At 40.9% G+C, this 20521-nt stretch carries 16 protein-coding genes; 4 read left to right on the top strand and 12 right to left on the bottom strand.

Annotated features, from left to right (window positions below):
• Positions 1-61: 61 nt before the first annotated feature.
• The 5 genes from GZ22_RS12575 to GZ22_RS12550 form a co-directional block, all read right to left on the bottom strand.
• Complete coding sequence (locus tag GZ22_RS12575) at positions 62-1036, bottom strand: substrate-binding domain-containing protein (RefSeq protein ID WP_245609663.1); 975 nt, start codon at positions 1034-1036, stop codon at positions 62-64.
• 114 nt (positions 1037-1150) lie between these two features.
• Positions 1151-2149 (bottom strand): LacI family DNA-binding transcriptional regulator, encoded by a 999-nt coding sequence (locus tag GZ22_RS12570; protein ID WP_038565997.1) that lies wholly within the window; start codon positions 2147-2149, stop codon positions 1151-1153.
• Positions 2150-2866: 717 nt separating this feature from the next.
• On the bottom strand, positions 2867-3715 hold the full coding sequence (locus tag GZ22_RS12560; RefSeq protein ID WP_038563091.1) for a BglG family transcription antiterminator: 849 nt from the start codon (positions 3713-3715) through the stop codon (positions 2867-2869).
• 30 nt (positions 3716-3745) lie between these two features.
• Positions 3746-5200 (bottom strand): glycoside hydrolase family 1 protein, encoded by a 1455-nt coding sequence (locus tag GZ22_RS12555; RefSeq protein ID WP_038563088.1) that lies wholly within the window; start codon positions 5198-5200, stop codon positions 3746-3748.
• A 5-nt stretch (positions 5201-5205) separates the two neighbouring features.
• Positions 5206-7053: a beta-glucoside-specific PTS transporter subunit IIABC gene (locus tag GZ22_RS12550; protein ID WP_038563085.1), complete on the bottom strand. Its 1848-nt coding sequence runs from the start codon at positions 7051-7053 to the stop codon at positions 5206-5208.
• A gap of 362 nt (positions 7054-7415) precedes the next feature.
• Here GZ22_RS12550 and GZ22_RS12545 point away from each other — a divergent pair, with 362 nt between their 5' ends.
• A complete protein-coding gene (locus tag GZ22_RS12545; RefSeq protein ID WP_038563082.1) occupies positions 7416-8120 on the top strand; it encodes a DUF421 domain-containing protein in 705 nt (234 codons plus the stop codon).
• 69 nt (positions 8121-8189) lie between these two features.
• Here the strand turns inward: GZ22_RS12545 and GZ22_RS12540 are convergent, their stop codons facing one another.
• The 6 genes from GZ22_RS12540 to GZ22_RS12515 form a co-directional block, all read right to left on the bottom strand.
• Positions 8190-9605 (bottom strand): amino acid permease, encoded by a 1416-nt coding sequence (locus tag GZ22_RS12540; protein WP_038563080.1) that lies wholly within the window; start codon positions 9603-9605, stop codon positions 8190-8192.
• A gap of 150 nt (positions 9606-9755) precedes the next feature.
• A complete protein-coding gene (locus tag GZ22_RS12535; protein WP_038563076.1) occupies positions 9756-10772 on the bottom strand; it encodes an oxidoreductase in 1017 nt (338 codons plus the stop codon).
• 118 nt (positions 10773-10890) lie between these two features.
• Positions 10891-11802: a PTS system mannose/fructose/sorbose family transporter subunit IID gene (locus GZ22_RS12530; RefSeq protein ID WP_038563075.1), complete on the bottom strand. Its 912-nt coding sequence runs from the start codon at positions 11800-11802 to the stop codon at positions 10891-10893.
• Between the two features lie 18 nt (positions 11803-11820).
• Positions 11821-12621 (bottom strand): PTS mannose/fructose/sorbose transporter subunit IIC, encoded by an 801-nt coding sequence (locus GZ22_RS12525; RefSeq protein ID WP_245609730.1) that lies wholly within the window; start codon positions 12619-12621, stop codon positions 11821-11823.
• Positions 12622-12663: 42 nt separating this feature from the next.
• Positions 12664-13632 (bottom strand): mannose/fructose/sorbose PTS transporter subunit IIA, encoded by a 969-nt coding sequence (locus tag GZ22_RS12520; protein WP_038563073.1) that lies wholly within the window; start codon positions 13630-13632, stop codon positions 12664-12666.
• Between the two features lie 390 nt (positions 13633-14022).
• The gene (locus tag GZ22_RS12515) at positions 14023-14391 is read right to left on the bottom strand and encodes a DUF956 family protein (RefSeq protein ID WP_038563071.1); all 369 of its coding nucleotides are present in this window, start codon (positions 14389-14391) and stop codon (positions 14023-14025) included.
• 138 nt (positions 14392-14529) lie between these two features.
• Between GZ22_RS12515 and GZ22_RS12510 the strand changes: the two genes are divergently transcribed.
• Together GZ22_RS12510 and GZ22_RS12505 are read left to right on the top strand one after the other, a co-directional pair.
• Positions 14530-16584, top strand: coding sequence for a peptidoglycan D,D-transpeptidase FtsI family protein (locus tag GZ22_RS12510; RefSeq protein WP_038563070.1), 2055 nt, complete (start codon positions 14530-14532; stop codon positions 16582-16584).
• A gap of 233 nt (positions 16585-16817) precedes the next feature.
• Positions 16818-18263, top strand: coding sequence for a DEAD/DEAH box helicase (locus GZ22_RS12505; RefSeq protein ID WP_038563068.1), 1446 nt, complete (start codon positions 16818-16820; stop codon positions 18261-18263).
• Between the two features lie 66 nt (positions 18264-18329).
• Here the strand turns inward: GZ22_RS12505 and GZ22_RS12500 are convergent, their stop codons facing one another.
• Positions 18330-19616, bottom strand: a complete 1287-nt coding sequence (locus GZ22_RS12500) for a glycosyltransferase family 2 protein (RefSeq protein ID WP_038563065.1) — start codon at positions 19614-19616, stop codon at positions 18330-18332.
• A gap of 618 nt (positions 19617-20234) precedes the next feature.
• Between GZ22_RS12500 and GZ22_RS12495 the strand changes: the two genes are divergently transcribed.
• The gene (locus tag GZ22_RS12495; protein WP_038563062.1) at positions 20235-20456 is read left to right on the top strand and encodes a hypothetical protein; all 222 of its coding nucleotides are present in this window, start codon (positions 20235-20237) and stop codon (positions 20454-20456) included.
• The last annotated feature ends 65 nt before the right edge of the window (positions 20457-20521 follow it).

Here is a 20521-nt window from a genome sequence, read left to right as displayed (position 1 = left end):
CCTTAAAAGAAAATAGGAAATACAATCATCACTCACCATCATTGTATTTCCTATCAACTATTTAGAATTTAGAATCTGGATCATAGAACTCATCAACGTTTTCTTTTGTAACTTGAGTAGCCTCTTTTACTACCATTGATTCCGCAGGATCATTTCCTTTAGCAATATCTGCTGCAATTTTCACTGCGTCCTCCACCATAGTAGGAGAATATAGGAAAGTTGCTGAAATTAAGCCCTCTGCTTGTATATCATCAAATACAGCTTTTCCACCACCCGCACCTGTTACAAATTGTATATCTGTACGGCCAGCTTCTTTGATAGCTTGGATAACACCAAGAGCCATTCCATCATCCTGTGTAAACACAGCGTCAATTTGAGGATTTGCCTGTAAAATATTTTGCATAACTTCTAATGATTTTTCGGTTGAGAAATCCCCGCTTTGTGAAGCAATGACTTCAATATCTGAACTGTCCATTGCTTCTTTAAAGCCTGCACCACGTTGCTCTGTAACAGAACTTGGCGGTCCAGTGATTTCAACCACCTTTCCTTTTCCATTTAACTTTTCAACAAAGTACTTTCCTGCATTGACACCAATTCCTTCATTATCACCTTTCACAACTACAGTAGCCGCATCATTTTCAAGCTCTCGGTCAACAATAACTAACGGAATTCCTGCATCCTTGATTTTTTGTCCTACAGGAGAAAGTGCTGCAGATTCAATAGGAAGCATTACAATAACATCCACATCTTGAGCAATTAAATCATCAACATCATTAGCTTGCTTATTTGGATCAGCAGCATTTGTCATCACATATTCAATATCATCACTTTCCTTCAGTGCCTTTGCCTGCTTTTCAGCACTATCAATTAACGCTCCCATCCAACCATGTGTTGCAGATGGCAAGGAGATACCGATTTTTAGTGCGTCATCCTCTTCTGTACTATTGGAACCCCCAGTATCACTACTACATGCAACCAAGCCAAAGATAGTTACGAAAGCTAACACGGAGACCAGCCATTTTTTCAAATCTTTCACCCCTTTATATTTTTGAAAAAAGCTCCTTATACGTGATTTGTAATCGGTTACATTACATATCACATCTAAGGTCAGCTCTCTGCTATTAACCTCTTTAATAGCAGAGAGCTAATATTAGATGAATTGACCAGATGTTGATTCTCTTACCACGAGTTCATGATCTAATATGATACTTTCCACTTCTTTTCCATTCATCTTATCAATCAACATTTTTACTGCAACAGTTCCCATCTTATACATCGGTTGGGCAATGGTTGTAAGGGTTGGATTCGTCATATTAGAAAAATCAATTTTATCAAAACCCACTACGGCAATATCACTTGGTACATGCAATCTAGAAGCATTTATCTCTTTAAGTGCTCCAATAGCCAAAAGATCTGATACCGCAAATACAGCAGTCGGTCTATCATGAAGATTCAACAGCTTTTTCATTGCATGTTGACCATTCTCAAATCCTAAATGCTGGGTAACAATGATAAACTGACTATTTAAGGTGATCCCATACTCCTCTAAAGCTCTTATATAACCCATTTTTCTTTGTCGTGCGTATAAGTATTTTTCATCAGAGTTTATTAAGGCAATTTTTTTGTGACCAATTTGAATTAAGTGCTTAACTGCTCGGTAAGAAGCATCTTCGTTATCTATCGTCACATAAGGAATTCCACTCCCTTCTTCATATTCACTGCATTGAATAATTGCATGATTCTCCGAGAGATTTTTCAGTGTTTCAATATTTACAGTAGGGTCCATTGAGATAATTCCATCAGCCATCTTTTTTCGAACAAGATCGAAATAGATATTCTCCCTTTCAGGGTTCGAATCTGTTTCACATAAAAGAATGTTATAATTTTGGCTAATGGCAACTGCTTCAATTCCTTTGATTATTTCTAAGTAAAATGGATTGGAGATCGATGGAATTAATATTAAGAAAAGCCGACTTTCCGAATTTCTTAGGTTTCTCCCCAACATACTAGGTTCATAATTTAATTTCTTTATTGCTTCTTCCACTTTTTTTCTTGTTTTTTCAGATACAGTGTTTTGCCCATTGAGTACTCTTGATACCGTTGCAACAGAAACTCTCGCTTGTTTTGCAACCTCCTGAATGTTCGCCAACTTTTTTCCTACTTTCCTAAGAACCATTGTATGCGCCTAAATGAAATCGATTACATTTTTCAAAAACTTTTTTACTTAAGTTGGTATGATTTATTTATACTTTAACGATATGGGTGCATTCAGAGGTATATGCTAATTTTGTAATGGATTACATTATAGTGATTTGGAAAGAATGATCTGGAACTATATAAACGGGAATCATTGCCCATTGAACGTTTTTACATAAACTTGAAATGTCCGATTATTAGCTTTTAGTAATCCTTTTTCTATAGCGACTTTAGCCTTAAGATGGTGTAATAATTTATATAAAAAAAGAATGATGAAGGCGATACCGATTTAAAATAAGGAATGCGGAATCTTTGACAGTATTTTTTCTGTCATTTATTCTTTCCTTCGTTTTTTATGTGCTTGAAATTCTGTGGAAGCAAAGAACACCGCTACAAGGAATAAGAAGCTCGAAACCCATAAAACAATTCCGTTCCATTCTCCCTTAAGAAGTGTCGTGTTAATGAGAATCATAAAATGCATAATTGCAATGATAAGGAATAAAATACTGTACGTTTTCAAGATGGTGAACCCTCCATACTTGGTAATGAACACTCTATACTATTTACGATTCAGATTAACTTACGTTTCATAAGAACAGGCTCCTTAAAATCTAACTCTGCAAATTGCTAAAAGGAACAGCCCCTCCTGCTTTCACAGAAGGGGCTTTCTTCATTTCAACTGCTGATAAGACGCCAATCGATGAATATGCACTGCCAGATACGCAAGCTCTTCCTTCGGCAGCATACTGCCATGGACTTGAGAGATGTAATTTTCTATCTTGAAGGCGATATCCATGGCTTGCGGGTACAGGTTGGCGATTTGTTCGAACAATAAGTTTTCTGGGTCGTCGAGCATGCTGTCAGCGTAGAAGCGCTCGACGAAGAATTTCACATGCGTGATGAAACGACCGTAATGGATGTTGTCGGTGTCCATTTTGATTTGCAAAGCATAGCGGACAAGGTTGACGATGCCTCCGATCATTTTGGCGTATTTCATCCCGTCATTCGATTCCTGCTTTTCGCCTTGGGCGTTAATCAAGTGAAAGGCGATATTGGCTGCTTCCTCTTTCGGCAGCTCAATTTTGAACTGCTTATTGATTAACTGCAGGGCGTACGTGCCGACCTCGAATTCTTCTTGATAGAAATTCTTGATTTCCCAAAACACGCGATTCGTGATATTGATATTTTTTTTATAGCGTTCGACCGCGAAATGCAGATGGTCCATGAGCGTGAAATAAATGCCGGTGTTGAGTTTTGTACCGAGCTGCTGCTCAGCGTGATGGACAATCTGCTGTGTCAGGTCGATATATGCTTGCGGGATAGAGTCCAGCAGACGCAGGAACTCCTTAGTTTTGATATTTTCAATTGGCATGAATGTTTGGTCAGCTTGGTCCTCTTTGATGATGCTGCCAGCTTTTTGACCATAGCCGATTCCTTTGCCAAATAGGATATATTCTTGCTTTTCCTCGCCCTCTACCAGCACAACGCTGGAATTGAGCACTTTTTTGATCTTAATCATCGGCCTCACCTATCCTCTGCTGTGTATCTATCAGTCGAGGTCTTCCCCATTGCTTTCAATCACTTTTTTGTACCAGTAGAAGGAATCCTTGCGGGTACGTTCGAGTGTACCGTTGCCATCGTCATCTTGGTCGACGTAAATGAAGCCATAACGCTTCGACATTTGGGACGTGCCGGCACTGATAATATCGATAGGGCCCCAGCTAGTGTAACCAAACAGCTCCACGCCTTCTTCGACTGCTTCCTTCATTTGACGGAAGTGCTCACGGAAGTAGTTGACGCGGTAGTCATCATGGATACTGCCATCGCTTTCCACTTCATCCTTGGCACCCATGCCATTTTCAACGATGATAAGTGGAAGTCTATAGCGATCATACAGTTCCAGCAAGCTGATCTTTAATCCAATCGGGTCGATCTGCCAGCCCCAGTCAGTAGCTGGAAGATATGGGTTCTTGACTCCTCTTACTGTGTTACCAGCAGTCTTCTCCAGGCCATCCTCTACAGACTCTGTCAGGGACATGTAGTAGCTGAAGGAGAGATAGTCGACTGTGTTTTCTTTCAGAATCTCCAAGTCGCCTTCTTCCATTGTGATGTTGATACCTTTACGTTCCAGCTTCTTCAGTGTCAGGCGCGGGTACTCCCCGAATACTTGAACATCAGCATAAAAGTAGTTCTGCAGGTTTTTCTTGAGCGTGATTTCCACATCTTCAGGCTTACAAGTGTTTGGATATGTTGTCAGCTTCGTGAGCATACAGCCAACCTGACTGCCTGGGATGATTTCATGACAGTCTTTTGTAACTAGGGCTGATGCTACGAACTGGTGATGCAGCGCTTGATATACCTGCTCTTCTTCTTTACCTTCTGGGCACTTGTCCGGAATAATACCTGCTGTTGTGAAAGGATGGCGGTTAATGCTGTCGATTTCATTGAACGTGAGCCAGTATTTCACGTAATCTTTATAGCGGTTGAAACACACATTCGAGAAGCGGACAAAATCATCGATTACTTTGCGTTCTACCCAGCCATTATATTTCACGCTGAGTGCCAATGGCATTTCATAGTGGGACAGTGTCACAATTGGCTCGATGTTGTGCTTTTTCATTTCTTTGAACAGGTTATCATAGAACTGTAAGCCTTTTTCGTTAGGCTCTTGTTCTTCTCCTGTTGGGAAGATACGGCTCCAGGCGATGGAAACGCGCAGTGCTTTAAAGCCCATTTCAGCGAATAACGCCAGATCTTCCTTGTAGTGATGATAGAAATCGATACCGCGGCGTTTCGGATAATATTTATCAGTCGGATCGTCCATTGCTTTTTGGACAACGTCTGAACTAATCGCTACATGGCCTTCATAATCATCAAGACTAAGATCGGAACGGTAGCTCGCTACATCAGCTACACTCATACCTCTGCCGTCTACATTCCAAGCACCCTCTGCCTGGTTGGCAGCTATAGCGCCGCCCCATAAGAAATCTTTTGAAAATGTCATCTGTTTCAGCCTCCTAGTTGGGTAATAACCATCAGCTTATCCTGACGGGTAACGTTTTCTTGTTTGTTGATTTGAACATCATATTTGTCGGTATTGGTGATAATTGCGAGTGTGACTGGATCAAAGCCAGCTGCTTTGATTTTCTCAAGATCGAATGTGAGCAGAACATCCCCTGCTTTGACCTGATCTCCAACTTTGACCTGCGGTGTGAAATGCTCGCCGCCAAGCTGAACTGTATTTAGTCCCACGTGGAACAATATTTCTGCCCCAGTCTCTGTTTTCATGCCAAGCGCATGGCTTGTTTCAAATATCATCGAGATTTCCCCGTCTACTGGTGCGTATAGCTCTCCTTTAGATGGGACAACTGCAATTCCATCACCCATAGCTTTGGAAGAAAATACTTCATCCTGCACTTTTGATAGCGGTATCATTTTACCGGCCACTGGGCTGGTGAAAGTTTCGCCTTTCCCGATTTTCTCAGCGAACTTCTCTTCTTCTGGCTGCACTTGTTCTTTGTCTTTACCAAGGATGAACGCAGCAAGAAATGCGACGACGAACGATAGGACAAATCCAACTGCTGCATACAGCATGTTGCGCGGCAGATCCTCAGACAGGAACATACTCATGCTGGCAAGCCCTGGACCAACGATAACGAATGCCTGTAAACCAACAATACCAACAAATGTACCGCCTACGAATGCTCCTATCATAACACTCGCGAGCACCTTTTTGTTTTGTAATGTAACACCGTACAATGCAGGCTCTGTGATTCCGAAGAATGCCGAGATACCAGCAGATACAGCTGTTGTTCGAAGCCGTTTATCTTTCGTACGCAATGCGATGGCAAAGCAGGCGCCGCTTTCCGCAATGTTATGTGCAAGAGATGCCGGCATATAAAGTGCTTCACGACCAGTGCCACTCAATGTAGTCAGCGCGTAAGGCAGCAACGCTTTGTGCATTCCCATTGCAACCATGAACGGAAGCACACAAGCTAGTAACGCAACAGCAAGCCAGCCAACATATTCATACACCCAAAGAATGACGGCAGCGAATCCTTGACCAAATGTGAAGCCAGCAGGGCCGAGCAATAGCAGTGCAATCGGTACTGTAATCACTAGAGACATCATCGGTACAAAGAATATTCGAATCGGCTTAGGTGAGAAGCGAGTGAACAGCTTTTCCATCTGTGCGTAGAATAGGACCGTCAGGATTGCCGGGAATACTTGATACGCATATGCGATATTTTGCAGATTGAATGAAAACAGCTGCGCGCCTTCTGTAAGCATCGTTGTCATGTTCGGCAAAATAAGTGCACCAACAGCTGATAACGCAACAAGCGGGTTAACCTTTAGTTTATTAGCCGTTGTAACTGCTACTAGCAATGGCAGGAAGTACAATGGTGCATCCCCAACCATGTTAAGAATTTGATACGTCTGACCTTCGTTATCCAAGACCCCCAGCAAAGCAAGCAAGAGTAAAAGTGACTTCAGGATACCACCGCCAGCGATGGCTGGTACTAACGGCTGGAATACGCCGACAATGAAATCAAGAATCGTAGCGCCAATCTTTTTCTTCTCTTTTGGCTGATCAGCAGCTTCCTCCCCGCCAACATCTCCAACAAGCTTCTGCAGCTCATTGTAAACTTCAACCACATCATTCCCGATAACAACCTGACATTGAGCAGTCATGCGGACAGCTATGACACCTGGCGTACTTTCCAGCGCCTTGATATCGACCTTCTTGTTATCAACGAGTGAGAAACGCAGACGCGTCGAGCAGTGCCCAAGATGCGCGATATTCTCCTTGCCCCCAATATGCTGTAAAACGTCTGTTGCGACTTGTTTGTAATCCATCCCTAACCCTCTCTTTCTCGATGCGACGGGTAGAAAGAAAACAAAAAAGGACCTAATACGGCAGATGAATACATCTTGCCGAATTAGATCCTGCCTGCATTACCAGTCACATGTCTAATGGTTTTATTTAACTGACTTCAGTATAAGACACATAAATGTAAGCGTCAACATTTTATTGCGCTAATCATAAATTTGTTTTGTTTATACGAAGAAATTGCTACAAAAGCTCAAGTACAGCTTAGAGAATAACCTAATAAATACAGCGCAGAATCCACTCTAGTGCTTTTATTCAACTAAAAGGATACGCAAAGGTTCAGTGAGAAATAATAGGAATAATGCGTTGAACAAAGGATGTGCTTTATATGGATTTCTTACATAGCCAGCAAACACTTACTACTTTTGAATGGGTGCTTCGAGCAGTCGTTTCTTTTGCCTTTTTATTGATTGTTGCTAAGGTTCTTGGTCAGCGGTCTATCTCGCAACTGCGACTTCTTGATTTTGTAATAGCATTAGTTGTTGGAAATATTATTGCTCACCCTTTATCCGATGAAGAACTCGGACTCAAAGGATCCATCGTTACTACCATTGTATTGGTGGTCTTATACTTAGGAGGAATATTTCTTATTTTAAAATGGCCTTGGTTTCGGAAATTAATCAACCATAAGCCTATCCCGGTAGTCAGGGATGGAGAAATTCTCTATAAAGGCTTACGCCATGCCAGAATATCGATTGATGTTCTATTAGAAGAATTACGAAAAGGAAAAGTAGTGGATATAAAGAAAGTGGCTTTGGCGCTTTGGGAAGCGGAAGGCAGAATATCGTTCTTTCTGGACCCAAAATACGAGCCAGTTACACCAGAGACGATGCAGATAAACATGCAGCCTTTTTATCTGCCGCGAACGATAATAAAAGATGGGAAAATTATTTATGAAGAATTGGCAGAAACCACAAAGGATGAAGCGTGGGTTGTGTCATATTTGAACAGTGCGTATCAAACAGAAGTAAAAAACGTATTGCTTGCTACAACTGATAAGAATGAGAATCTAAACGTTTTCTTGTATCGATAGATTTAATTGTCGCATTCATCTTAAGACATAAAAACCGTATCCTTTAGGGATACGGTTTATTTGATCTATTCAATCTTTCTCTTTCCCCTCATCATCCTCGGTCAGTTCCTCGGAAAATTCGGTGACCAGGTTCTGCAGAGGTGGACCAAAAGCTGCTTTTCTTCGATTACGTGCTCGTACAGCTAAATAAGCGAGTATATAAAATACAACCATGACAATCCCTGAGATCAGGCCGGTTTCCTGCCCTGGAACAAAAGGCATACAAAGCAAGACGATGATCATGCTTATTAGAGCTATCCAGGAATTATAGGGAAACCCTGGCATTTGGCAAATACCATTCGGTGGACAGCCATGCTTTTTGCGGTGGCGAATATGGCTGGCCATGATGACGGCATAAGTGAAGATCAACGCAAAACCTCCGGTGCTTATTAACACCAAATATGCTCTCGGAAACAGTAGACCAAATCCCAGCCCTAGCAGCATGGCAAGTCCGGAAAACAGAATCCCGCGATAAGGGACGTCCCCCTTATCTTTTAGCCAACCGGGCGCATGTTTCTCGTCGGTAAGGGATCGAATCATTCTGCCTAATCCAAAGATTGCTGCCAGCATCGCTGATAGAATAGCCGTAATAAGGACAATGTTAATAGCAGTCCCTGCCCAACCAATGCCCCAGCGATTAAGGGAAGCAACCATCGGACTTGTATTTTCATTTAGAGAGCCGGTTGGAATAAGCGGCAGCAATACAGCAGCGTAGAGTACATAAAGGCCAACTAGAGAAAACACCGTATAACGAATAGCTTTTGGAATTGTTTCACGTGGATTCTCTGCTTCGGACGCAGCAAGCCCAATTATCTCAAAACCCGCATATGCAAAAACAATCAGCAGCATACTTCCGGCAAGTCCGCCTAGACCACCCGCCAGCAGCGGCTCATCTGCCAATGCTCCAGTTCCTACCGGTGTTTTATCCGGAAGCCAGCCAAATATCAGGACAATAGCTGTAATGATAAAGAAAATGATGGCAAAAATTTTCACACCAGATAGAGCACTCTCCAGTTTACCAAGTTTATCAGCTCCTAGCAGATTAATAAGAGTCACGCCAATAATAACCGAACTTCCCAGCAATGCAATGGAGACATTGGGAAACCATTGCCTGAACAAAATACTGATTGCAGTAGCTTCACTGGACATAGACAATATCGTGCCCGTCCAATAAAGCCAGCCAACTACAAATCCTGCTCCTTGCCCAAGGTTCTGGGCAGCAAAGGTGCTGAATGATCCCATGGATGGATTGGCCACCGTCATCTCTGATAAAGCATACAAGATGAAGTAGACTAGCACCCCCGCCAAAATATAAGCAATGATAATAGAAGGTCCTGCTGCTCGGATGGCTACTGATGAACCAAGGAAGAATGAACCTCCTATTACACTTCCCAAAGCCATCATCGTTAACTGTGTAGCAGACAAACCTTTACCTTTTTTTTGCATGATTTTCTCCTCAATGTAGTGATGTATGGAGTTATTATCTGCTTTTATGAAGAAAAGATTCTTAATGGATATAAGAGTCAATCAACACATAATAAAAAGAGGAGTTAGCCTGCGCTAACTCCTCTTTTCCCATATTAATCGTACTTCTTTTTACTTTAAGTTCTTAACCCCAGTCTCCAGCATTTCCATCTGCAGCACAGTCTGCTCATCTGTAATGGTCTTATCTTTCCCATTGATGACGGCCTCATATAAATCATCATATACTCGTCCATAATCGCCATCTACGGATTTCACCTTTTCTTCGCGGATGGTTCCTTCTTCATCTACATACGTCAGTACACCATAATGATCTAGTGTGTCGATACCAAAATCCTTGTTTTCAGGCATATAAAATAGTTTTAAGTGTTCTTCCTGACGATCTTTCGTTTCTTTCACAAAGCTACCCTTTTTACCATAAACGACGAAGCTAGGTCTTTCTTTCATTCTGAAGTAACTGGATTTTACGGATACTTTTAGCGAACCGTAATATAAATCCAGATCAAAATAATCATTCATTCTTCCTTGTCCTAATAATTGTCTGACATCATAATGGATATGGTCTGGCTTGCCAAAATAGCTGATAACCTGATCTAGTGTATGACAGCCGTGTCCGTATAAATAGGACTCGGCAGGATCAAAGGAATGAGCGGATTCGGGTACTTCGGGACGATAATAGTCATAATGCATTTCCACTTCCAGCAAGTCTCCCAGATTGCCTTCTTCAATGACCTTTTGAACGGTCAAGAAATCACTGTCAAAACGTCTGTTTTGATAAGCCTGCACGATTAATCCTTTTTCTTTTGCCAATGCAAAAATTTCTTTTGCCTGTTCTGAAGTTTCCATAAATGGCTTTTCGACTAAGCAGTGTTTGTTATGTTCCAATACTTGTTTAGCGTACTCATAATGGCTGTCATGTTTTGTACAAATCACAATTAGCTGAATATCCTTGTCATTCAATAGTTCATCCAAATCAGAAGTGTAGGTTACTCCTGCAATCTTATCCCAATTATCATGATCAGGATTTCTTCGATAAATTGTTTTTACCTTTATATTCTCTCTTTGAAGAACGAATGGCAGATGATATCTGTTTGTGCTTTTTCCGTTTCCGATATAACCGATTGTAAGCATAGCAGCCTCCTGAAATGTAGTATGTAGTAAGTCATTCACGTACTTCCATTATAACGTATGAAAAAGTACCTCTTGTGATGGATATGTTCATCACAGGAGGTACTTCTTTATTTGTTTATTACATCAAACCGATAACGTGGAATACGATACCAATTGCAAACAATCCAAGGATCATCACAATCGGAGAAACTTTCTTTCTAAGCAGCCACATGCAAAGCAGTGTGATCAATAGTCCTGCCAAACCAGGAATCAAGCTGTCCAAGTTGTCTTGTAAAGTCGTTACACTGGTGTCACTTAATGATCGTCCGGCGGCTTGCTGTTCTAAGGCCGTCCTCATGCCTTCCGTGCCTCCAGGCAATTCATCCCAGTCGATATAAGCACCTTCGTCAAGCTGAACTTCCGATACAGTCGGTGCAAAGGCGACGGATACCCACCTGTTTACGAGTGCCCCGAGTATGAACATCCCGAGTATCGAGGCGCCCTTGGTTATATCCTGCAGCAGTCCGCCAGATAAGTCTTCGGTAATCTTGGAACCAGCTTTGTAGCCAAGTTCCTGTGTATACCATGTGAATCCCATACGAATTAAGTTCCAAAGAACAAAGTAAAGAATTGGGCCGAGTATGTTACCAGTCAAAGCAAGAGAAGCAGCCAATGCACCCAGAATCGGTTTGACCGTGAACCAGAAGGTTGGATCCCCGATACCAGCAAGTGGTCCCATCATTCCGACTTTAACGCCTTGAATTGCCTTGTCGTCAACAGGCGCACCATTGGCACGCTCTTCTTCAAGTGCTAATGTTACACCGATAATCGGTGAAGCAACATATGGATGTGTATTGAAAAATTCCAAGTGACGCTGCAATGCAGCTGCACGGTCTTCTTTTGTTTTATATAATCTTTTGATTGCGGGAATCATGGAAAATGCCCAGCCGCCGTTTTGCATACGCTCGTAGTTCCAAGAGCCTTGAATGAAAGTGGAGCGCCACCAAATAGAAACGCGATCTTTTTTGGTTAACTTCAATTGTTCAGCCATTTTTTCTCCTCCTCCTTTTTAATAGTCGTCGATGATTCTGCCTAACGGATCACCAGTGTTTCCGTTTCCGCCACCGCCTGAACCGCCTTGTTTTGTAAGTGCCAGATAGATAAGTGCAAGCGCTACGCCAATACCACCAAGACCTAGAAGTGTGATGGAAGGAATAGTCGCCAAGACGAAACCAATTGCGAAGAATGGCCATACTTCTCTTGTCGCCATCATGTTGATAACCATTGCATAACCAACTGCTACTACCATTCCCCCGCCGACTGCCAAACCGTCTGTCAACCAAGCTGGCATAGCTGTAAGCAAGTCTCTAACCGGCGCTGCGCCGATTGCTACGATCAATGCAGCCGGGATTGCAATACGCAGACCTTGCATGATAATGGCGATGATATGCCACATATCAATTTTTCGGAAGTTTCCTTCCTTCGCTGCCGCATCCATTAGATGCACGATACCTGTCGCCAGCGTACGAACAATGATTGTAAGCAATAGACCTGCAACTGCAAGTGGAACTGCAATCGCGATTGCAGAAGTAACGCCTTCTTCACCTTGACCGCCTAAAACTAAAATGATTGCAGATGCAACAGATGCCAATGCAGCATCCGGTGCTACAGCTGCTCCGATGTTTGCCCAGCCCAGAGCGATCAGCTGTAAGGTTCCGCCTAAGATAAGACATGGTACTACTTCGCCTGTAACCAAGCCGATTAACGTACAGGCAATGATTGGCTGGTGAAAGTGGAATTCATCTAAGATTCCTTCGACACCGGCTAAAAATGCCACGATAACAACTAAAATGATTTGAATCATCGTCAAATCCATGATTATTCATCCTCCTTTTTTATCTGATAGTCAGGATTACCTTTGTTTACTTAACTCTGCTTGTGCCCTTTTCAAAATGTCGTCCATATTGCCTTTTGAATCGTTCGGCACTTTGCGTACATCAAATTTGAGACCATGCTCTTTTAGCTTAGCGAACGTATCGATATCGTCCTGGCTGAAGGCAAGTACCTTATTCGGCTGTACTTTACCAGGTGAGTGTGCCATCGAACCAACGTTGATTGTCTCAAGTGGTACCCCGCCTTCTACTGCTCTGAGTGCATCCTGCGGGTTTTCAAAAAGAAGCAGTGCACGCTGGCCGCCAAAGTGCTTATCGTCCTTTGCCAGTTCAATCATTTTATTGATTGGTACAACGTGTGCCTTTACCCCTGAAGGAGCAGCCTGCTGGATCAATTTCTTCCGAAGGTCATCCTTTGCTACTTCATCGGATACAACGATGATACGTGTAGGATTTGTACTCTTCGTCCAAGCAGTTGCAACCTGACCGTGAAGCAAACGCGTATCGATTCGTGCTAATACGTAATCAAACGTACCAGGAGCACCAGTATTCGACGGTCCGCTAGCAGCTGCAGCAGGAGCTGCTGGTTCCAGTTCTTCCGGATTTACTTTAACCGCTTCTTTTGCTGTGCCCAGAATATGCGCCGCAATCTCATGCGCAGAATTCATGGCGAAGCGCGATGCAAAAGCTTCAATCAGCATGGCCAAATTCAAACCAGCAACAATCGCCCATTTGTCTTTGTGGTTTTCCATCAAGCTGTTGGCTTGGTTGAAAGGTGTTCCGCCCCAAAGATCGACTAAGATTAATACTTCATCTTGGTTGTCGAAAGAGGCGATTGCTTTTTCCATTTTCACCTTTACATCAGCAGGTCCTTCGCTCGGCATCAATGTAACAGCTGCTACATTTTCCTGCTTTCCGAAGATCATCGTCCCGGATTGCAAGATACCAGTGGCAAATTCACCGTGTGTGGCAATGATAATTCCTACCATCTCTCTACCTCCTATTAGTAGTATTGTGAAAGCTTACATAGACATGGCCAGCTCAGCTAAAGTGGTTACACATTCGATATCGATAAATGACAGTAAAAAAGGCATGAGTAAAAAGCAGATTAAATGAAGGCATAGGTATAGAAGGACCCTTCTTCGTTTTAATCGATGCTTTTTTACTCATGCCTGATCGAATCAGTAACACGTAAAAAATAAGTGCGATGGCTATTTAATTCTATTTTGCAAGCGCTTTAATTATGTATTAAAAAAATAAAGCACTTGAGTTCTTTAGTGAGCTTCCAAAAGTATTGTAGCACACCAGTTTTTCCCTTACAAGACTCCAAAGCTAAAAATTTAGTTCAAATTATTACCAGTTAGAAATTTAAGATATGCCTATTTTTTAGCTTTACTTTTTATGCCGCGTTTGATGACATCAAAGAAACCTAATGATTTTACCATATGATTCGGATCAACATATTCACGGATTGCTCGAAAAACTCGCTTTGGATCCTTAGAAGAAAATGTATATGTCCCATTGCGTTTTGTTTTGATAGCATAACGCGGAATCCATTTCCCTTTCAACAGAACCGAAGCAATTACAAGATCGACCTCTTCCCAAGGAATCTGAATGAACTTGCGAGCATCACGATTATTGAAGAATTCAAATCCTTTATCTCCAATCATGATCTTCCCGTATTCCGACATTCTATGTGATGTTGCATCAATAACTAAATCGACTTTTGTATTGATTGATTGGACCATTTGAACTCCCCCAATTCTTTTAATAATGATTATACACGCATTACCACTTTATGCAAAAAAACTCAGGTCTATGGTGAAGCAATACTATGCCAATGATATAATGGAACCAATATGGAAAAATTGGAGGAGAAGAACATTATGCCCAAAAATAGGAGGAAGAAGCGTGCGTTGCTTCCTTTCCGTCTCAATATTTTGTTTGTGATTGTTTTCTTGTTGTTCTCTGCCTTGGTTTTGCAGCTTGGAGTGGTGCAGATCATTAATGGCGAAGAGCACCAGGCAGTATTGGAACAGACAACTAATGATATCGCTGAGATTTCTGTTCCGCGCGGCATGATTTATGACAGTGGTGGAAATGTGATTGTAGGAAATGAACCCGTTTATTCTATTACATACACCCCGCCAAAGAACGGAGATCCTGCTGATAAACGGCTCGATATCGCGACTAAACTCGCCGATATTATCAAGATGGAAGATAAATCTATAGAGAAGATAACCGAGCGCGAATACAAAGAATATTGGTTCTTATTAAATACAGAAGAAGCGAATAAGCGAATAACAGCTTCTGAAAAAGAGTCACTTGATGATGCTGAAGTGTATGATACGACACTTGACCGGATAACAGAGGATGATTACAAAGAGCTTGAGAATGATGAAAAAGCAAAACAGATCATTAGCATCAAGCGCGAGCTGGATAGTGCAACCGAGCTTGTACCGCATGTAATCAAGAACAAGGACGTAAGTGAAAGGGAATATGCAACGATCGCCGAGAACATGGGTGACATGTCCGGTATCAATGTTACAACCGATTGGATACGTCATTATCCGTATGACGGTTCCCTTCAAGGTATTCTTGGCGGCATTAAGACCGGTATCCCAGAAGGAGAAGAAGATTATTATAAATCCCGCAACTATCAATTGAATGACCGTATCGGCACAAGCGGTTTGGAGAAACAATATGAAAGCTTGCTGAAGGGTGACAAGAAGCGTGTCCGATACGTAACGGATAATAACAATAACATCGTCTCACAGGAAGTTATTTCTGACGGGCAGCGCGGGCAGGATCTTCAGTTATCTATCAATATGGACTTCCAAAAAGAATTAGATATGATAGTACGCGATGAACTGAAGAGTGCCGTCAACAGACATCCTGGTGCAAACCGTTACTTGGAAGATGCGATGGCAGTTATGCTCAACCCGAATACAGGCGAAATTTATGCTGCCAGCGGACAGCATTATAACCGAGAAAATAATGAGTATGAATCTGCTGATATGAATACGGTCTTTAGCGCGAACGCAGTTGGTTCCACCGTTAAGGGAGCGACATTGCTTGCCGGGTATCAAGAGGGTGTCATAAATATGGGAGATGTATTCATCGATAAAAAAATGAAAATTGCAGGTACGGAACCCAAAGGGTCCTATAAAGATATGGGCCCAACCTCTGACTTGCAGGCTTTACAGAAATCCTCCAACGTATACATGTTCAATGTCGCTCTGCGCCTAGGCGGTGAATACCATTACAAATACAATCAAAGTGTGTCATTTGATCCAGATTCTTTCCAGGTATTGCGCAACTATTATAATCAAGTCGGTTTAGGTGTAGAAACCGGAATAGACTTACCTTCTGAATCTACTGGGTACGTAGGAAATGCCGGTCTAGCTGGTAACTTTATGGACTTTTCAATAGGTCAGTACGACACGTATACTACCATGCAATTAGCTCAATATATCTCAACAATTGCAAATGGCGGTTACAGGATTAAGCCTCATTTCGTAAGCGAAATACATGAACCTTCGAACGAAAAGGACAAACTGGGTCCGCTTGCGGAAACGAAGTCACCGGAAATATTAAATAAAATAACTGCAACAGATGAACAAATTGAACGAGTGAAAACTGGCTTTGAGATGGTCTTCCAAACACAAAACGGTACTGCTAGCCGCCACCTTACTAAAGAGGCAAAAAGCTACAACATCGCTGGTAAGACAGGTACTGCACAAACAAGTAAGAACGGTACGGATTTGGAAAACTGGACATTGATCGGCTATGCAAATGCGAACAACCCTGAGATAGCATTCGCTATCGTGGTGCCAAACCTTGGTATCATCCGTGGCGGTGAGCAGTATCCAATAACATATAATATTGCCAATCGCGCTCTTGAATACTACTACGAGCATACTGCACCTGAAGAAGAATAGAAATTTGAATAACAGTATTTTAAGAACTCACAAAGTTAGATATGTTATCTCATTAAGGTATGTTGTCTGGTATTATACCAGTGACATACCTTAATTTCTTTTTATAATCTAAAATAAAAACCGATATGTCCCTCACTTTTCAAGTATAATGAAGCCTATTCAGATAATGCATATAATATTTGTTGTAAAAAATACTATACACATAATGAAAAAACAAAAAATGAGGTTAAATAATGAGTAAAGTAAGTTTTGCGGACTATCATGTAAGCGAAGAAATAAAAAGAGCACTAACTGTGTTAAAATACAAAACTCCAACTGAAGTTCAGAGTGAAGTTATTCCATTAGCATTGGAAAATCAAGATCTTCTCGTAAAAGCTCAAACAGGAAGTGGAAAGACTGCTTCCTTTGGTATTCCTGTTTCCGAAATGGTTGTGTGGGAAGAAAAAAAACCACAGGCGTTAATTCTTACTCCAACTAGGGAGCTTGCGGTCCAAGTCCGCGAAGACATTACGAATATCGGAAGGTTTAAACGAATTAAGGCAGTAGCCGTCTATGGAAAAGAACCTTTTAAGAAGCAAAAAGATGAATTACAACAAAAAACCCATGTAGTTGTTGGTACGCCTGGACGGGTCATGGATCATATTGAACGAGAAACCCTAGATTTGGAACAGATAAAATATCTTATCATTGATGAAGCAGATGAGATGCTGAATAAAGGCTTCATCGATGAAGTGGAAGCGATCATTAAAAAGCTGCCTTCAAACCGTGCAACAATGGTTTTCTCTGCTACCTTCCCTAAAGATATTGAAGATCTTTGCCTAAAGTATATGCAGGATCCTACTCGCATTGAAATTGAATCAACTGGAGTAACTGCCGATACCATTGAACATTTGTTAATCGAAGTGAAGGAAGAAGAAAAGATCTCACTTCTTAAAGACGTCACGGTTGTAGAAAATCCAGACAGCTGCCTCATTTTCTGCCGAACCAAAGAACATGTGGATACTGTGTATAGTGAGCTGGATGAAGCTGGATATCCATGTGAGAGGCTCCATGGGGGACTAGAACAAGAAGACCGTTTTGCTGTTATGGAAGGCTTCAAAATGGGGAACTTCCGCTATTTAGTGGCCACTGATGTAGCAGCCAGAGGTATTGATATTGATAATGTGAAACTTGTCATTAACTATGACGTTCCTATGGAAAAAGAGGCCTATGTGCACCGAACTGGTAGAACTGGCCGTGCCGGAAATAAAGGAAAAGCCATTACGTTTTCGACACCATATGAAGGAAAGTTCATTAACGCAATTGAAAGATACATTGGCTTTGAGATACCTACTACAGAAGCTCCTAGTCCTCAGGAAGTTGCTGGTGGAAAAGCTGCTTTTGAAGAAAAACTCAGCAGCAAACGCATTGTAAGAAATAATAAAACAGCTCGAATCAATCAAGATATTATGAAACTCCATTTCAACGGCGGTAAAAAGAAGAAAATCCGTGCTGTTGATTTTGTTGGAACGCTCGCAAAAATCCCTGGAGTCACAGCAGAAGATATCGGCATCATAACCATTCAGGATCAAATGTCATACGTTGATATTCTGAATGGTAAGGGCTCAATAGTCTTACAGGCCATGGAAAATACGACAATCAAAGGTAAAAAGTTAAAAGTAAGCAAAGCAATCAAATAAATTATAAAAAATTTAAATCCCCCCTCACTTTACAATGAGGGGGGATTTTTTGATTACTGTGAAATTTTATGAGCGTTGACGCAAATCATCGAGGGATTTCACAACCGTATGAGGAATCGGTTTCCACTCTATTTTCTTGAACAAAGCTACGATGGAGATTGGCAAATGGGTAAACAAAAAGAGTGGGAAAGTGAACAGATAAAAGATCTTTTTCCAGTTTGGACAACGAATTTTATCCCACTCCATTATGGTTGTTATTAATCCAAGTGCAAATAGCAATCCATAAATCCACAGAATCCCTAAAGTTCCACCTATAAGATACGTTTGGAACAACCCTTTTCCTTCTAATGATACAAGTAAAAGTATCAGTACATTACCGATAAGGCAGAGAATAGAAACAATTACTACTGGCAGCACCGTCATCATCATATCAAAGCACGAAAATTTATTCCCTTTTCCACGGATCATACCATATGACAGCTCTTTACCGTATTTCATGAATACCTGGTAAAACCCCTTTGCCCAACGTAACCGCTGTTTCCACGACTGACTGAATGTAGACGGCTGTTCGTCATAAAATACTGCACTGCTGCAATATCCAATCTTTTCACCTTTAATAATCTGCGCGACCGTGAATTCAATGTCTTCTGTAAGAAGATGATGAACCCAGCCTCCATTTTCTTTGAAAACATCAGCGTTAACTAAAAATCCGGTTCCTGAAACAGCACAGCTCGTTTTAAGAAACATTCTTGGACGGTTTAGAAACTCTGCTTCATACAAAAACCAAAGTGCATATCCAGACGTAATCCAATTCTGATCATAGTTTTTGGAATTTCGGTAACTAGTGATGACTCTGTATCCTTGATTAAAGGTTTTGTTCATCTCAAATATGTAATTTTCATCAAGAAGATTGTCAGCATCAAATACAAAGTATCCGTCATAATTTTTAGATGAATACTCCATCTCTATGATATTCAGCATATGCTTAAGCGCATATCCCTTCCCAACCATCTTTTCGTTAAAGCGTTCCGCGACGATTGCTCCTGATTCCCTAGCAATCTGGGCTGTATTATCTGTACAGTTGTCAGCAATAACGAAGATATCATACATTTCTTTAGGGTAATTCTGATTCTTTATACTCTCAATTAACTGCCCGATAACAAGTTCTTCATTTCGAGCTGGAATTAAAAAAGCGTATTTACGAAGAGGAACTTCTTTCTCTGTTGAATATTTACTTCTTCTTGCCTTAAAGGCAACAATTATGTAGACAACTTTATAAACAAATACCAACGTAAATAATAATCCAATGTAAAAAATGAAATGACTTAGTATCTCTAACGTATCTTTGACCATAGTACACCCCGCATCTTAGAATAATAGCCTGATAGTCTGATCTTTGAGTATCCATTTCTATTTAATTTCTTACATTGTTTTAAAACACTTATAGAGACAAGCTCATCCCTACTTGTGACTGCTCCTAAAATTTCGACTGAAAAATCCACAAGTATTACCAAAAACTGTATAATGAGGTTTGAGACAATTACTGTTAATCTTTTTCCAAGAAGAGTTAGCTGACTCTTAGTTATCATTTGTATAGCATTTAGCATTTACAAATTGTTAAGTACCTCTAAAATAATTAACACACATCAGCAACATTTCACTTCTTCGTTCCCTAATATAAATGTAACAAACATAGATTTTCTCTAATTACGTTTCTTGTAAAGATTTAATTAAATAAGCTAACACAAAACGACGCCTCCTACAGAAAGGGCGCCGATTATTAAAAGAACCTGTCAAAAATAAGGTTTATCTGTTATTAAGATGAAAAAATTAAATTATAAAAATATATTATTTTCGTAAAGGGTTACATGTCGGATTTACTAAATCTTATATATATATTATGACAAAATTCATAATACATGGCGCCCTGAGTTATTGAGGAATGCTTACACTAAAGGAGAATTGATATCTATGTACTTTATTTCCGGAATTATTTTTATTGCCATTTCATTTATGATGTTCTTTTTCATTGATTTGTTCTCTAGAGTTTTTCCGCAAGAAGTTATGTTACTTGATGAAGGTGTGGTTCAAGGATACTACCAAACGGGTTCTCTGCTGTTTCCTATTATCGCGGGTATAATTGGCTTGTTTTTCGTTGTGCTGCATTATCTGCTGCAGAGGAAAGCTAAATAACTATTTCTAAGAAAGCATCTTGATCTATGTGATAACAGTATTTATAAATAGATTTTAGCTCTCCT

Origin of the sequence: Terribacillus saccharophilus (genome assembly GCF_000725365.1) — a bacterium.
Taxonomy (GTDB): Bacteria; Bacillota; Bacilli; order Bacillales; family Amphibacillaceae; genus Terribacillus; species Terribacillus saccharophilus.
Note: the sequence above shows the minus strand (reverse complement) of the source record. Positions and strands in the feature narration are given on the sequence as shown.